This is a genomic window from Paenibacillus sp. P2(2022) (assembly GCF_029522175.1).
GTDB classification, from domain to species: domain Bacteria; phylum Bacillota; class Bacilli; order Paenibacillales; family Paenibacillaceae; genus Paenibacillus; species Paenibacillus polymyxa.
The window spans coordinates 858,210-874,129 of the sequence record NZ_JAKWFI010000001.1 but is presented as its reverse complement, the minus strand read 5'-3'; the positions used below and the strand labels follow the sequence as shown (position 1 = coordinate 874,129).

Genomic DNA, 15,920 nt, shown 5'->3' with positions numbered 1-15,920 from the left:
GATGCAGGCTTAGGCTTGCATCTATTCATTATACCACGATTAAAGTCAATATTATAAGAGATATTCGCGCTACTTATAAGAAAAAGACGTTCTCCAGTGCTGCAACCAAGTTCGCAACGGGAGAACGCCTATATCCTGCAAGTGACATCGACTTTTAAAACGGTGAATGATGAGACTCAAGTGGTCTATACCGGTAAACAGCACCGATTATTTAAAATTAGTTTTTAATAGCTGGTAAAGGCATAACTACTACGGAAACCGGCAGATTACTACCAGCAGCTGCAGTGAAATACATCTCTACACTTTCTTCGATATGACCTGTGCGATACAGCACACTCATCTCATTCGGAGCTTGCACAGAACCATTTGTTGGTATACCCACAACCTGATTATTCACCATCGCATAGCCGGCGTATTCGCCTCCACGTGGGTTGAACGCAATCAGTGAATACGGCGCTACATGATCCAACTTAACCTTATATACAACACCAAAGTTGCCGGCATTGGAAGCAGAAGAGCCGTCCAGACCGTCGGTACCAATCAGATTCGGGTCCACCTTATTATCACCAAGAACGATACGTTGAGCTGTTTTACCAACCTCTTCGGTATAATTGAGTGAAATATCTGAATTTGCGTACGTTCCACGGTTATGAATGCCGTCCTTAGGCAGTTTTGCCAGAGTAGGCAACGCAGTCAACGGATCTACATTAGCATCTAGCACAACTACCGTGTATTGAATAGGTTGATCCGTGTACAGATCGGATAACAAAGAAATAACTTGTTTTTGCTTGATTTTTTGCGCGTTCAAATCTTGTAAAATAACACGGCTCTCACCCGGATTTAGAACTGTGCTGGAATGCTTGCTTCCATCCAACATAGATTGAAAGTACCTTTGAATCGAAACTTTACCCGCAGCTGTGGCAAATTCAGATGGTCCAGCAAAACCGGAATTTTCGACATTTATATTGGTTGGAGTGATATTGTTGTTGGTCGCAATCACGTACATCTTCACATCTCGACCCGTTTCATTGACATGATGGACAAGAATACGCGTACTGCCTGATCCGGTTTCCTGATACACGATACCATCCTGGAACACACGCTCTGGGCTGTTAGCACGGATCAATAGACGTGGGGAAGAAGTACTTGTCACTGGAATAGTAGCCATAGCAGGCACCTGACTGCCATCTACACTGTATTTATCACCATATGGCGTGAAAATTTTATTGAAATCATCTTCGTTGTACAGCAGTTCATTCGTAATTTTAATTGTTTCACTTTTGGTACCTGTTGCGCCATGCTTATCAGTCACGGTCAGGGTAATGGTTACATCACCTGGCTGGAAGAAGGCAAGTTTCTTGTTCTCCCAATCACGCTTAGTGATCGCATTTTCGTCGTCAGTACTCAGGTCGGTAATGGTAATTTTTTCACCCATCTTGTACTCTTTTTTATCCGTTGTAAACAGAGCTACCGGCGGCTGGTTTGGCGGTCTTACTGTAATTGTTACTGAGTAAGGATCACTCCAGTTCCCAGCAGAGTCAAGAACGGAATAGGTAACTACATATGTACCCGGCTCCTGAAATACGTCCTGCTTACCTTCCCAACGTTGGTTCACAATCGGAAGACCTGTAGGAGAAGATTCCTTGGTCAAATACGTAACTTGAGTTTCACCCGCATAGATATCTTTTTGTTGAACCGTGAAAGAAGCTTTTGGCTTCTGATTCAAATCCATGATAACTTGTTTAGTTGTATTATTCACAGTATAAGGAATATTTAAGGCCTGCGTAATCGAGGTCAACGGTACCATAAATACGTTCTTTTGTTGGAAAGCCGGTCCCTTCATTTGTCTAGCTTCACCGTTAACCGTATAAACTTTGCTGTCTGTTTTGAAGCGCAGGACATTTGTTCCTTGGGTGATTACGGTTTCTTTGGTGGTAGTGTCATAACTAAACTGCAATCCGACACGGCTGACAAGAGAACGGATAGCTACATAGGAAACTCCGTCTTTGACTGTCATCGGCTGAGTTGCCGTATATACCTGTCCGTTTTGTTCCATTTTAGCACTGTTCAAATACAAAATCAGTTGATTCGCATTCATGGATGTTGGAGCTCCACCAGGATTGGTGATCGTTCCGTCTCCACCGTATACATCATTGGTTACGTTCGATCCGTTAGTGGTATCTGTAGGCAGCCCAGTCAATGGATCATTGGATACACCCGTGTTATCAGGTGTTACCGTATTAGCTGGTGTGCTTGTTCCATTTTGATCTCCGATACTATTCTGAACGCCGGAATCAGCAACATTGGTCGTCTGCTGGGCGCTAACCGAATCGGTGGATTGAACGCTTGTTGATGCTGCTTCTGCTCCTACAGGGGCTACTGCAGCCACCTGAGCTACCGCCAAGGCGGTGAGCATGGTCCATTTCTTGAAATTCATTGTCTGTCTCCTTCTATCCCCAAATTATTATCATTCCCGTGAAAAGTCATACTATTAGACGCGACAGTTGTCAAAAAGTTTCTGGAAATTTTGACGATCATGAAAAAAAGGGAACTTTCTCCTGTGATTGCAAAAATTCAACAACAAAAAAACCGCCGTCCATCTATCTGATGTGACGGCGGCTTCATGACCTGAAAGTAGTTCTAATCCATTTACATTATGATGGACGACAAGCAGTATCCGTTCCTGCAGTCTCCAGACGACCCTCTTCAATGAGCCGGTAAGCACGTTGAACTTCTTCATCTGTAGGAGACGGAACTCCCTCCAACGGATACGCCTTGCCGAGCATTTCCCATTTGTAAACACCCATTTGATGGTAAGGTAAAATTTCGAATTTCTCGACTCCGTTCAACGTTCCAATGAACCGTCCCAAATTGAGTAGATCTTGCTCGTCGTCATGGATACCCGGTACAAATACGTGTCTAATCCACATTTTGCGCCCTTGCTCAGACAACCAGCGGGCCGTACTTAGCATACGATCGTTGGATTTGCCTGTAAGCTTAATATGCTTGTCGTTATCGATGTGCTTAATATCAAGTAGTACCAAATCCGTTACGTCCAGTAGTTCATGGATACGACCTGCATCATTAAAGCCGTTACTGTCCAATGTCGTGTGCAAATTCCAGCGACGTTTCACTTCTTTGAACAGCTCTGCTACAAAATGAGCTTGTAATGTCGGTTCTCCACCGGAAACTGTTAATCCACCTCCCGAAGAACGGTAGTAGGCTAAATATGGTTCAATCTCAGCCAATACTTCTTCTAACGTCATCGGATTACCTTCATTCAAGGCCCAAGTGTCCGGATTATGGCAATATTGACATTTCAACAAGCATCCTTGCATAAAGAGCACGAAGCGGATGCCGGGACCATCGACGGTCCCGAAGGTTTCCAATGAGTGTATGTGACCTTTCAACATGTTGCATCATCCTTCCCGCATCCGCTATGCGTGCGTCAGTGTATTATTTGATACGTAAAACTTATTTACATTGTACCTTACATTGTACCGTGGAAAGTACGGTTAATAACATCCAATTGTTGCTCACGAGTCAGCTTGATAAAGTTAACGGCATAACCGGAAACACGAATCGTAAGTTGTGGATAGTTTTCTGGGTGTTCCATTGCATCCAACAGTTGTTCACGAGCAAACACATTGACATTCAGATGATGTGCGTGGCTTCCAAAGTAGCCATCCATCATCGAAACAAGGTTTGTTTTGCGTGTTTCTTCTTCTTTACCCAGTGCTTTAGGCACGATGGAGAAGGTATTCGAGATACCATCTAAGCTGTGTTCATAAGGCAATTTGGCTACAGAACTCAGAGATGCCAGAGCGCCTTTTTTATCACGACCATGCATTGGGTTTGCACCTGGTGCGAACGGTTCGCCTGCTTTACGTCCATCAGGTGTTGTACCTGTTTTCTTACCATATACCACGTTGGAAGTAATGGTCAGTACAGATTGAGTAGGAACCGCATTACGATAAGCTTTATGTTTGCGGATCATGCTCATGAAGCTTTCTACCAGTTCTACAGCGATAGTATCTACGCGGTCATCATTGTTACCGTAGCAAGGATATTCGCCTTCGATTTCAAAGTCAACAGCAATTCCTTTTTCGTTGCGAATTGGTTTAACTTTTGCATATTTAATGGCGCTCAAGGAGTCGGTAGCAACTGACAGACCCGCAATACCACAAGCCATGGTACGAAGAATATCACGGTCATGCAACGCCATTTCAATGCGTTCGTAGCTATATTTATCATGCATATAGTGAATAACATTCAAAGTGTTCATGTACAGTTTTGCCAGCCATTCCATCATAGGTTTGAAACGGCTTAACACTTCTTCGTAATCCAGCACTTCACTTGTAATAGCTGGGAACTCAGGTCCTACTTGAACGCCGGATTTTTCATCCTTACCGCCGTTAATGGCATACAGCAGAGCTTTTGCCAAGTTGGCACGAGCGCCAAAGAATTGCATTTGTTTACCGATTCTCATAGCGGATACACAACAAGCAATACCATAATCATCGCCGTAGATTGGACGCATCAAATCGTCATTTTCATATTGAATGGAGCTAGTTTCAATAGAAACTTTTGCACAATATTTTTTAAAGCCCTCAGGCAGTTTTTCTGACCACAGTACAGTCAAGTTAGGTTCTGGAGCAGGTCCTAAGTTGTACAGTGTGTGCAAGAAGCGGAAGCTGTTTTTGGTAACACGAGTTTCTCCAGTGACAGACATACCACCAATGGATTCTGTTACCCAAGTTGGGTCACCACTAAACAGTTCGTTGTAGTCAGGTGTACGCAGGAACTTAACAATACGCAGTTTCATAACAAAATGATCGACCAGTTCCTGAGCTTGTTCTTCGTTCATCGCACCTTCCTCAAGATCACGTTGAGTATAAATATCAAGGAATGAAGATACACGTCCCAAGGACATTGCTGCACCATTTTGTTCTTTAATCGCTGCAAGATATCCAAAATATACCCATTGGAAAGCTTCTTTTGCATTGTTAGCTGGTTTAGAAATATTAAAACCGTGCTCAGCAGCCATTTGTTTCAATTCATTCAAAGCACGAATTTGTTCAGAAATTTCTTCACGCAGACGGATTACGTCTTCTTCCATGGAATCAACTTCAAGGCTTTTCAATTGAAGTTTTTTATCTTGGATCAAGAAGTCTGCACCATACAGAGCTACGCGACGATAGTCACCGATTATACGACCACGACCGTATGCATCTGGCAGACCAGTAATGATGCCAGCTTTACGAGCTGCTCTCATTTCATCTGTATAAGCGTCAAATACACCTTGGTTGTGTGTTTTACGAATATGAGTGAAAATGTCAACAATGCTTTGTGGCACTTCAAAACCATAGGCTTTACAAGCATCGATCATCATCCGAATTCCACCAAACGGCTGCAAAGAACGTTTGAATGGAGCATCTGTTTGTACGCCGACAACTTGTTCTTTGTCCTTGTCCAAATAGCCTGGTTTATGTGAAATGATGGTGGATGGCGTATTTACGTCTACATCAAGAACGCCGCCGTTTGCCAACTCTTTTTTAGTAAGATCAGATACAATTTCCCACAATGCAGTTGTATTGGCGGTAGGACCAACCAAAAATTCTTCATTGCCAACATAAGGTGAGATATTTGTTTCAATAAAATCGTTGACGTTAACTTCTTTAGTCCATTTTCCTTTTTTAAAACCTCTCCAGCCAGATTGTTGCTCTTGTAATTCTCTCTCAATCACCGACATGTAAATCCCTCCAAATTGTTTGGTCTTCCGGACTTGTGATTTTTTTCACGTTTAAACTATTTCTTGAGCCCGGCCTTTTCACCGATGCCTTACGCTCAGTGTCGGGACCTTTCTTACACTCTTATTGTAGAATAATGATAGAGTGTAGTATGTGACAAAAATCACAATATGAGTGATTTTTGTCACTTTATTTTCCCTAGCTTCACGCGCATACCTCTAGCCTTGCCGTTCACCTCCCTTCCCAAACCAAGAGGCCCTCTATATAGAGAGCCTGCATTGGTATTGTATAGAAAAATGCTTAGTTACAAGCCTCTTCATACTATTATATTATTGATCAAAGCGTCCGTAGAAGGCATTACGGTATACATCAGCCAATTCAGTAACCAGCGGCAGCTTTGGATTTGCAGTTGTACATTGATCCTCAAAAGCGCGGTCAGCCAAATAATCTACACGTGATTCAAAGTCTTTTGGATCGAAACCAAGTTGTTGGAACGATTCCTCGATACCGAGTGTTTTGTTCAACTTACGGATCGCGTCAATTAAACTGTTAACCCCTTCTTCAGTGGTACGTGCAGGCAGTCCCAGTATGCGTGCGATTTCTGCATAGCGCTCATCTGCAACAAAGTGCGAATATTTAGGGAACGATGCAAATTTTGTCGGTTTTTTCGCATTGTAGCGAATAACGTGCGGCAGCAAGATAGCATTCGTGCGGCCATGCGCTGTATGGTATTGTCCGCCCCATTTATGTGCAAGACTATGGTTAATACCCAAGAATGCATTAGCAAACGCCATACCTGCAAGTGTAGAAGCATTATGCATTTTTTCGCGAGCCAGCTTATCACCAGTCAGAGCCGATTGCTCCAGGTATTGGAATACCAGTTGAATGGCTTTAATTGCCAGACCATCTGTGTAATCATTGGCCATTACAGACACGTAAGCCTCGATAGCATGCGTCAGAACGTCCATACCTGTATCTGCTACAGCAGTTTTAGGCAGCGAATATACAAACACAGGGTCAATAATTGCCACATCAGGAGTCAACTCATAGTCAGCCAGAGGGTACTTCGTGTTGCCCAGGTTTTTGTCCGTAATAACTGCAAACGATGTAACTTCCGAACCTGTACCCGAAGTTGTAGGGATAGCCACAAATTGTGCTTTTTGACCCAGACGTGGGTACTTGTAAATCCGTTTACGGATATCCATGAATTTTTGTTTCAAGTTATTGAAATCAGTATCCGGATATTCATAGAACATCCACATGCCTTTAGCAGCATCCATTGGCGAACCGCCGCCGAGTGCGATGATGCAATCCGGTTGGAAACGTCTCATCATTTCAGTACCGCGCTCTACCGTAACTGTCGATGGATCTGGCTCTACTTCGGAGAACACTTCAATAGCAACCGGTGTTTGACGCTGGTGCAAATAATGGATGACACGGTCCACATATCCGAGTTTCACCATCATAGGGTCAGTGATAATGGCTACACGTGTGATATCAGGCATTTTAGCAAGATACTGTGTCGAATTTTTTTCAAAATAGATTTTGGAAGGTACTTTGAACCATTGCATATTCACCGTCCGTTTCGCCACCCTTTTCACATTAATCAAGTTAACTGCAGATACGTTCGACGAAGTCGAGTTACGACCGTACGAACCGCAACCAAGTGTCAACGAAGGAAGGTTGGTGTTGTAAATATCACCGATTGCGCCATGTGTGGAAGGTGCATTTACAATGATACGTCCTGTTTGCAAACGATCTGCGAAGCGAGCAATAACATCCTCATCTTGCGAATGGATTGCTGACGAGTGACCCATACCGCCGAACTCTACGACTTCAGCAGCACGTTGGATACCTTGCTCTGCATTTTTTACTTTGTAGCAAGCCAATACCGGACTCAATTTTTCCGCAGATAATGGGAATTTGGTTCCTACTCCTTCAATTTCAGCGACCAAAATTTTGGTTCCTGCCGGTACTGTAATACCGCTCATTTCAGCGATTTTTACAGCAGACTGGCCGACAATGGCCGGGTTCACTGCACATTTTTCTACATTCATAGCTCCTTGAGTGAGCTTAGCTGCCTCTTCTTTATTTACAAAGTAGCAACCATTAGCAATCATCAATTTCTTCACTTGCTCGAAGATAGGCTCTTCAATAATTACAGCTTGTTCCGAAGCACAAATCATACCGTTATCAAAAGATTTAGAAAGGATAAGGTCGTTCACGGCCTGTTTGATATCGGCTGTTTTCTCAATAAAGCAAGGTACGTTACCAGGACCTACGCCAAGTGCAGGTTTACCACAGCTATAAGCTGCCTTAACCATGCCTGATCCGCCAGTTGCCAAAATCAACGCTACATCAGAGTGGTTCATCAGTACATTTGTTTTATCCATCGAAGGTGCTTCAATCCATTGAATACAATCCGCTGGAGCACCATGTTTAACAGCTGCTTCAAGCAAGACGCGGGCTGCTTCCGCACTACACGATTGAGCAGATGGATGGAAGCCGAAAATGATTGGGTTACGTGTTTTAATGGCAATTAACGCTTTGAACATCGTAGTCGAAGTTGGGTTTGTTACTGGAGTAATCCCCATGATAATACCGACTGGTTCAGCTATCTTTTGAAAACTATCAAAGTCATTGTCTTCAATGACACCGACGGTTTTCTCATTTTTGATGCTATGGTAGACATATTCTGTTGCAAACATGTTTTTGGTGATTTTGTCCTCGTACACACCGCGTCCTGTTTCTTCAACAGCCAACTTCGCGAGGTGCATGTGCTTATCCATCCCTGCGAGTGCCATAGCTTGTACGATTTCGTCAATCTGCTCCTGATTCATACTCATGAAAGCTTGCTGTGCCCGGTTCGCCCGGTCAATCAGCGTTTGAATATACTGCTCTGCGCTTTGTTCTTTTTGGATAACCTCGTTTTTAACAGCCATTTCCCTCATCCTCCTGTTATCTCGTGTACTATCTCTTGTTCACGCACTGATCGTAACACAGCTTTCTAAGATATTTTGTGATTTTTTTCACAATCTATTTAAAATTTTATTTTATGAAGTGAATTAAATCACAAAGTTTGGAATTCTGCCACTTTTACCCCCTCATCTTGCCCCAAAAACGCATTGCACAGGTATATAATGAATTTGAATTGATCAAGTTGCAGATAAAATAACATAGGATACAAAGGGGAAATGGACGATGAGAAACCCTACAAATGTAATGGAAGCCCGCGGCAACACCTGTTGCTTCTCGGAGGCCAGCTTCAACCGGCTGCAAGTGATGATGAAAGATCGAGTTATGCCAGAAAGTTCGCATCTGTTCTGGGAAGGAGATACAGCGGATAAGCTGTTTTATATTAAGCGCGGACGCGTAAAAGTGACCAAAACAACGGATGAGGGTAAGGAACTTATTCTATATATGTATCAAAGCGGCGATCTTGTTGGTCAAGCTGATCCTTTCTTCGGCACTAAGCATTCCTTTTCTGCTGAAGTTCTGGAGGACAGTGATATTGGCGTAATCGATCATACAGATTTGGAGTTGCTTATTTGTCAGCATTGTGATTTTGCGATTGACTTTATGAAATGGATGGGATCGCATCACCGCATTACCCAGACCAAGTTCCGCGATTTGATGATGTACGGCAAGCCTGGCGCTCTATGTTCCACACTCATCCGACTATGCAACACCTATGGTGAGCCTCACGGCGACTATATTCTGATTCATAAAAAGATTACTCATACTGACTTATCAAATATGATCGGTGCTACCCGGGAAAGTGTAAATCGGATGCTCAGTGATCTGCGTAAGAAAAATGCAGTCGAATACGATAATGGTATGATTGTTGTCAAGGATTTGGAAATGCTGCAAGGTGTATGTCATTGTGAATTGTGCCCACGTGAGATTTGCCGGATATAATAAATTTTTTTAATGTAAAAGGGAGTGCTGTAAGCCATTATTAGCTTATAACACTCCCTAATTTTATTCCACTCCCCATTTTTTAGAGAACGGACGGGACAGTAACAAAGCACATAACTCGACCTTCTTCTGCCTACCCACTTTAAAACTGCAAACATAGATAACTTAAATTTCCCATCTCATAGCTTCTATGGATGACCTTAGCTTTGTTTGCAGGGTCGCCACTACCCATTGCAATAAACAACGGTACAAAGTGTTCTGCTCTAGGTACAGCCTGACGAGCATACGGCGCTTCGCTTTCATAGTGATCTAAAGCTTCTATATCTCCGCTTTGCACTTTTTCGATAATCCAGTCATCAAAATCAATTGCCCAACGTTCCGTTTTCGTTTCTCCCCATTTGACAATACGCAGATTATGGACAGTCACGCCACTGCCAATGACCAGAATATCTTGTTCTCCCAACTCACGCAGCACTTCACCAATGGCAAATTGTGCTTTGGGCGAGAGGTACGGATTTACGGAAATCTGAACTACCGGAATGTCTGCCTCAGGATACATACGATGCAACAATGTCCAGGAACCATGATCCAGTCCTCTCACATGATCAGTTTGTACCTCGATGCCGTTTTGTTCATATAACTTTTTCAACTTATTAGCTAGTTCAACAGAACCATGTGCTGGATATTTCACTTCGTACAGTTCCGGTGGGAAACCTCCAAAATCATAAATTGTATCGTATATGTCATCCATTGAACTAATCGTTAACATTTGTGTCTCCCAGTGAGCTGTAAAGATAACAATCGCCTTAGGATGAATGCTTTTCCCCAACTGCTCTAAAAATGCAGTATAGTCCGTCTGTTCAATAGCAAGCATAGGTGATCCGTGGGCTAAAAATAAAGATGGTATCATTAAAATCTCCTTATCGTATACAGTTTATTTTATTCATAAAGTAACTTTATGTAAGTTATAATACATAAGTAATAGAGTAATGTCAATCTCGATGCCAGCATATACTCAAAGATCAGCAATTTCTTTAAATAAAGATTGATATAGGTATAAAGTCATAGTAATATGTAACTAATAAATTTTAAAATACTACTATATTCCGATACAAAGGACTGGTTTCTATGGAGATACATACTTCGAATTGCCCAAAATGCGGTTCCATTTTCCGTCAAAATCTTAGAAACCTGTGTAGCACTTGTATTCAAGAAGAAAATATATTCTTTGACCGCTGTTCTAACTATCTATGGAGGCATCCTTCTACTCATACCCGCCAACTCAGTGATGTGACTGGCACACCTATGGATTTGCTCACAGATTGGGTAAGAGCAGGCAAATTTCCCTCCACATACAGTCAGCTTGATTATCCTTGCGAGTCTTGCCGTTCTCCCATTTATGCAGGAAGACTTTGCCACTCGTGCTTAGGCACATTTCGTACAGCCGCACTGGATATTCAATCCCGTGTCCCCCGCCGTACAACAGCCGGAGTATTCTCAGTAGCAGGCCGTGCTAAAAGCTATTAAGCCGTACTACCTATCACAAAATAAAAAAACAGCCTTTTTCCTAGGAAAAGGCTGTTTTGCTATGAAAAACACTTAATGAGTTTGGTGATCATCTAATCCATTCCTCAGCCCAAAATTGAATCTGCTCCATAACCGGCTGAAGTGCACGACCTTTGGTGGTTAGCTCATATTCAATGCGGACAGGAGTTTCCGGATATACATGGCGTGTAAGAATCCCTTCATTTTCCAGATCCTTCATCCGCTCTGATAACATTTTGTCACTCATTGTGGGAATCAGATTGGAAATATCCTTAAACCGCTTGGGACCGCTCATCATGGATTGAATAATCAATCCATTCCAGCGCTTACCCAGACATGAAAAGGCGGTTTCAAAACGCGGACACATTTTTGTAAATTGCGGTTGACTCTCCAAATTTTTCACCTTCTTTTGCATTTCGGTTTGATAAAGCTTTCCTTTTGTTAGTATATATCATTTTAGCATACTTTATCCCGAAAGAAAACACTTTCTTAAATTTAATTACCTGTGATGATAAAGTTGCCATGACCAAAACTGATTATACAACAAACCAATGCGGCAGGTATATGTCTAATTCGTTAAATACAAAAAGGCGGAATCCCAGAGGTTCCGCCTGTAAATCTGTTCTTTATAGAATTTATCATAATGTGATAATTGTAACTATACCAACACTCCACCAAGAGGCCTTACTGGTTCACTCCTACCATATATAGGTTTTTTATTACTTGTCGGAGAAGCCCAACGGATGCTGTTAGCAATGACCTTCAAAATATCAGGTTGGTAATAAGTTGGATAGGTTTCATGCCCTGGTCTGAAATAAAATATTTTACCACTGCCTCGATGGAAGGTGCATCCAGTTCTAAATACTTCGCCGCCTTCAAAGTTACTGATAAAGACCAGTTCATCCGGCGCAGGAATATCAAAGAACTCTCCATACATCTCTTCCTGCTCTAAGAGAATTTTGGCGTCTATCCCTTCTGCAATGGGATGTGACGGATTTACTGACCAAATAATCTCCTGCTCTCCTGCAACTCTCCATTTTAAATCACAACTGGTGCCCATCAGAGCTTTAAATGGCTTAGAAAAATGGCCTGAGTGCAGTACGATGAGGCCCATCCCTTCCTGCACACGCTTGACGACACGCGCTGTAACTTCATCGCTCACCTGATCGTGGGCTTTATGTCCCCACCACAGCAGCACATCTGTGGAATTGAGGATTTCTTCTCCCAAACCATGCTCGGCATTATCACGCAGAGTAGCTGTTCGAATGGCAAAACCTTCATCTGCCAAGCCGTCAGCCAATGCTTGGTGTATGCCGTTAGGATAAATCCGTTTGGCTTCTTCATTTAACTTCTCGTTCAGAAATTCATTCCAAATGGTGACGTTAATCATCACAGTTCCCCCTATTAGGTTAGACCCACCACATCTCGCTAAGCGGTTCTTCAATCAGGACCTGGCGAAGATTATGGACAGCCTTAGTAAAGCCTTCTTCTACAGACATCAGACCGTCTTCATGCTCAATACTCACTACATAATCGTATCCCACCAGACGCAGAGCACTGATAATATCTGCCCAGGTTTTTACATCATGACCATAGCCCACAGTACGGAACTGCCATGCACGATCTAACATATTCGTATACTCCTGCATATCAGTAAGTCCGTATTTATTAACATTGATCGGATCAATCGTCGTATCCTTGGCATGGAAATGGTGGATGGCTCCCTCTCGGCCCAAAATTTGAACCGCCTGTACGGGATCAATTCCCTGCCACCACATATGGCTCGGGTCCAAATTAGCACCAATGACCTCTCCTGCCGCTTCACGCAAACGAAGTAAGGTTGCTGGTGTATGCACGGAGAAGCCCCCGTGTAACTCCAGCCCTATTTTAACATGGTGATCTGCTGCAAATTTACCTGTCTCGGTCCAGTAAGGAATAATTTTATTTTCCCATTGCCACTTCAATACTTCCTGAAAATCATTAGGCCACGGAGCCACGGGCCAGTTTGGATACTTCGCGTCCTCGTGATCCCCCGGACAGCCTGAGAAAGTGTTCACAACAGGAACTTCCAGCTTTTCCGCCAAGCGGACTGTTTTCAAAAATGCATCATGATCTGCCTGTGCCAAATGCTTTTGCGGGTGAAGAGGATTACCATGACAGCTAAGCGCGCTAATCGTTAGTCCGCGAGATTCTACTGCCTTTTTAAAATTTTTGAGCGCCGTATCGTTCTCCAGCAGCTCATCAGGCTTGCAATGCTTATCTCCCGGGTTGCCACCTGTTCCAATTTCTACAGCATCCAATCCCTGAGAAGCCACATAATCCAGCGCCTCCTCCAGCGAACGTCCACCAAACAGCACCATAAATACTCCAAGTTTCAAAAGAAATCCCTCCCTGTATCATATGTGAAAAAAGCTGCTTTCATTATAGTGATTGTCTATTCGGGATAATTACAGGCTTAGTCAAAGTAAACTGCTTTTCCCGTGCGGGCCGATTCATAGATGGCTTCCAAAATTTCAGTAACAACCAGTGCCTGCTCCGGCTTCACAAGAAGTTCTTTGTCGTCCAGAATAGATTCGATCCACAGACGGGCTTCACGGTCTGCTTCATTTTCCGTTTCACCGGAGTAAAAGGCAACTCCTCCTGCATTCAGATCTATTTTTGTATCAAACAAACGGCTATTTTTTTCTCCGTTAATGCGCAATCCATCCTGCATATCTGCTCCGCCTTCGGTACCGCATAACAACGTCTTGGCTTCACCAAACTCTACAACATTTAATGCCCAGCTGGATTCCAATACAATTGTAGCTCCATTTTGCATGGTGATGAATCCAAAAGCTGAGTCCTCTACTTTAAATTCATCAGGATTCCACGGTCCAAAAGCGTTTGCTGCATTTTTTCGGTCTCCCAGCTTATGGAAGGTTGAACCTAGTACGCTTTTAGGCTTGTAATTATCCATCAGCCAAAGTGTCAGGTCGAGTGCGTGTGTGCCGATATCAATAAGCGGGCCACCCCCCTGTTTCTCTTCATCCAAGAACACTCCCCAGGTTGGAACCGCACGGCGGCGTAGAGCAATGGCTTTACCCAGATAAATCTCACCAAGCTCTCCTTGCTCGACCAATTGCTTCAGATACAGACTGTCATCACGATAACGATTTTGATAAGCAATGGACAGCTTTTTGCCTGTACGGTTGGCCGCATCAAGCATTTCCCGTGCCTGCTCAGCAGTTTTAGCCATCGGCTTTTCACATAGCACATGCTTACCTGCCTCCAGCGCCGCTACTGTAATTTCTGAGTGCGAGTCGTTAGGGGTACATACATGTACAACTTCAATGTCTTTATTTTCTAGCAACTGACGGTAATCGCTATAAACTTGCGATCCTTCTGCACCATACTTTTCAGCAGCCTCTTCAGCACGTTCTGGTATAATGTCACAGAAAGCAATGATTTCTGCTCTCTTTTGCTTGGCAAGACTCGGCAAGTGTTTGCCGTTGGCAATGCCCCCACAACCGATAATCCCGATCTTGAGTGTTTTAGACATGAATATTTCCTCCTTGAGCTGCGTATTGTTGGAGCCACTTCATACTGGTTTCAATGCTTTCGATTGGAGGATTTGAGCTGAAATCCTGTTCCACGACAACCCAATCCACACCTGCTTCAATAGCGGCGTCTGTAATAGCCTGAAGCTGCACTTCTCCTTTGCCTAACTCTACAGTAATTGCTTTCTGCTGCTCGTCACGTGCCATATCCTTTAAGTGAATGATAGGTAGGCGTCCACGATATCGTCCGATGTATTCCACTGGATCATAGCCTCCATAGTATACCCAACAAGTATCCATTTCGACCTGTAACAAATCATCGGGAACCGCATCATATAGAGCATCGAATACCGGGCGATCATTGATTTTCTCTGTTAGTTCAAAATCATGATTGTGATAGGCGAGTATCAACCCATGCTCCTTTACTTTTTCACCAATACGATTCAGATTAACAAAAAGGTCATCCCACTCCCGCTCTTCTTCGGTTAAATAAGGAACAATGAGGTATTTATTGCCCAATTCTTTGTGATATGCAATTTCCTCATCCAAATGATGCAGCAAGCGGCTGTATTGTATATGGGTTCCGACAACCTCCAGATTCAGCTCATCCAAAAGCGCTCTGACATCCTTGGCACTACGTCCGAAAAAGTTATGAAACTCAACCCCTTTGTAGCCCAGCTCAGCTACCTTGCGCAATGTACCTTCAAAATCCTGTTCAAGCCCTTCCCTAACTGTGTATAATTGCAATCCTACTTTAGTCATTCTCCTTCACCTCTTTGTCAGGATGAATTTCCGTTATATCTGTTCCATTACACCTGCTTGCCCGCCTCTGGTATCGCACATCTGCAGTGCCTGGCAGCCAGGTACCGGCAGATAAAATGCAAGCTCCATCTCAGGCCGAAGCATCGATCCATCCACTTTGTATACGTTTTCAACACTCAATTTATCGCCCTCTCCTTGGCCCTTCCATTCAATAGATCACCAAAGGTCACTACTTCAAAGGGCGGGTTGGTTTGGAGAATTTTAAGATATACCGAGCTAGTGTTACCACGGCTGATAATCCCGGCCTTGATTCGTTTTACGTCTTCACACTCCTTGGCCTCTAACATGTACTTTCTCATCTAACATGTAAGCTTTACAGTTCACATGGTATTCTATTTTGCTTTCGTTT

12 protein-coding genes are annotated in these 15,920 nt (G+C 43.3%); 1 reads left to right on the top strand and 11 read right to left on the bottom strand.

Annotated features, from left to right (window positions below; translation table 11 throughout):
• Positions 1 to 217: 217 nt before the first annotated feature.
• From MMB75_RS03665 to adhE, 4 genes are all read right to left on the bottom strand, one after another.
• Entirely contained in the window at positions 218 to 2,437 is a 2,220-nt protein-coding gene (locus tag MMB75_RS03665) for a copper amine oxidase N-terminal domain-containing protein (RefSeq protein ID WP_044785242.1), read from the bottom strand.
• A gap of 217 nt (positions 2,438 to 2,654) precedes the next feature.
• A complete protein-coding gene (gene pflA / locus MMB75_RS03660) occupies positions 2,655 to 3,413 on the bottom strand; it encodes a pyruvate formate-lyase-activating protein (protein WP_045244440.1) in 759 nt (252 codons plus the stop codon).
• Between the two features lie 77 nt (positions 3,414 to 3,490).
• Positions 3,491 to 5,752 carry a formate C-acetyltransferase gene (gene pflB, locus MMB75_RS03655; RefSeq protein WP_045244439.1) on the bottom strand — a complete coding sequence of 754 codons (2,262 nt, stop codon included), beginning with the start codon at positions 5,750 to 5,752 and terminating at the stop codon, positions 3,491 to 3,493.
• 327 nt (positions 5,753 to 6,079) lie between these two features.
• Entirely contained in the window at positions 6,080 to 8,692 is a 2,613-nt protein-coding gene (gene adhE, locus MMB75_RS03650) for a bifunctional acetaldehyde-CoA/alcohol dehydrogenase (RefSeq protein ID WP_016822313.1), read from the bottom strand.
• 259 nt (positions 8,693 to 8,951) lie between these two features.
• On the opposite strand from adhE, the gene MMB75_RS03645 reads away from it, so the two are divergent.
• On the top strand, positions 8,952 to 9,668 hold the full coding sequence (locus MMB75_RS03645; protein WP_014599995.1) for a Crp/Fnr family transcriptional regulator: 717 nt from the start codon (positions 8,952 to 8,954) through the stop codon (positions 9,666 to 9,668).
• Between the two features lie 142 nt (positions 9,669 to 9,810).
• Here the strand turns inward: MMB75_RS03645 and MMB75_RS03640 are convergent, their stop codons facing one another.
• The 7 genes from MMB75_RS03640 to MMB75_RS03610 all read right to left on the bottom strand — a co-directional run bounded on the left by MMB75_RS03640 (position 9,811) and on the right by MMB75_RS03610 (position 15,691).
• Complete coding sequence (locus tag MMB75_RS03640; RefSeq protein ID WP_016822314.1) at positions 9,811 to 10,578, bottom strand: dioxygenase family protein; 768 nt, start codon at positions 10,576 to 10,578, stop codon at positions 9,811 to 9,813.
• Between the two features lie 705 nt (positions 10,579 to 11,283).
• A complete protein-coding gene (locus MMB75_RS03635) occupies positions 11,284 to 11,628 on the bottom strand; it encodes a winged helix-turn-helix transcriptional regulator (protein ID WP_013371810.1) in 345 nt (114 codons plus the stop codon).
• A gap of 243 nt (positions 11,629 to 11,871) precedes the next feature.
• Positions 11,872 to 12,603 (bottom strand): ThuA domain-containing protein, encoded by a 732-nt coding sequence (locus tag MMB75_RS03630; protein ID WP_031461699.1) that lies wholly within the window; start codon positions 12,601 to 12,603, stop codon positions 11,872 to 11,874.
• A 19-nt stretch (positions 12,604 to 12,622) separates the two neighbouring features.
• On the bottom strand, positions 12,623 to 13,591 hold the full coding sequence (locus MMB75_RS03625) for a sugar phosphate isomerase/epimerase family protein (RefSeq protein ID WP_016822316.1): 969 nt from the start codon (positions 13,589 to 13,591) through the stop codon (positions 12,623 to 12,625).
• A 77-nt stretch (positions 13,592 to 13,668) separates the two neighbouring features.
• Positions 13,669 to 14,751, bottom strand: coding sequence for a Gfo/Idh/MocA family protein (locus MMB75_RS03620; protein WP_016822317.1), 1,083 nt, complete (start codon positions 14,749 to 14,751; stop codon positions 13,669 to 13,671).
• Positions 14,744 to 15,511, bottom strand: coding sequence for a sugar phosphate isomerase/epimerase family protein (locus MMB75_RS03615; protein WP_025365172.1), 768 nt, complete (start codon positions 15,509 to 15,511; stop codon positions 14,744 to 14,746). Before MMB75_RS03615 ends, MMB75_RS03620 begins: the two co-directional genes overlap by 8 nt.
• Positions 15,512 to 15,544: 33 nt before the next feature.
• Positions 15,545 to 15,691, bottom strand: coding sequence for a hypothetical protein (locus MMB75_RS03610; protein WP_230681876.1), 147 nt, complete (start codon positions 15,689 to 15,691; stop codon positions 15,545 to 15,547).
• Positions 15,692 to 15,920 lie beyond the last annotated feature (229 nt).

Coding starts and splice junctions, on each gene's coding strand:
- MMB75_RS03630 (WP_031461699.1), bottom strand. CDS start 12,603: ATGATTAACGTCACCATTTGGAATGAATTTCTGAACGAGAAGTTAAAT.
- MMB75_RS03635 (WP_013371810.1), bottom strand. CDS start 11,628: ATGCAAAAGAAGGTGAAAAATTTGGAGAGTCAACCGCAATTTACAAAA.
- pflA (WP_045244440.1), bottom strand. CDS start 3,413: ATGTTGAAAGGTCACATACACTCATTGGAAACCTTCGGGACCGTCGAT.
- MMB75_RS03640 (WP_016822314.1), bottom strand. CDS start 10,578: ATGATACCATCTTTATTTTTAGCCCACGGATCACCTATGCTTGCTATT.
- MMB75_RS03665 (WP_044785242.1), bottom strand. CDS start 2,437: ATGAATTTCAAGAAATGGACCATGCTCACCGCCTTGGCGGTAGCTCAG.
- MMB75_RS03645 (WP_014599995.1), top strand. CDS start 8,952: ATGAGAAACCCTACAAATGTAATGGAAGCCCGCGGCAACACCTGTTGC.
- adhE (WP_016822313.1), bottom strand. CDS start 8,692: ATGGCTGTTAAAAACGAGGTTATCCAAAAAGAACAAAGCGCAGAGCAG.
- MMB75_RS03615 (WP_025365172.1), bottom strand. CDS start 15,511: ATGACTAAAGTAGGATTGCAATTATACACAGTTAGGGAAGGGCTTGAA.
- MMB75_RS03620 (WP_016822317.1), bottom strand. CDS start 14,751: ATGTCTAAAACACTCAAGATCGGGATTATCGGTTGTGGGGGCATTGCC.
- pflB (WP_045244439.1), bottom strand. CDS start 5,752: ATGTCGGTGATTGAGAGAGAATTACAAGAGCAACAATCTGGCTGGAGA.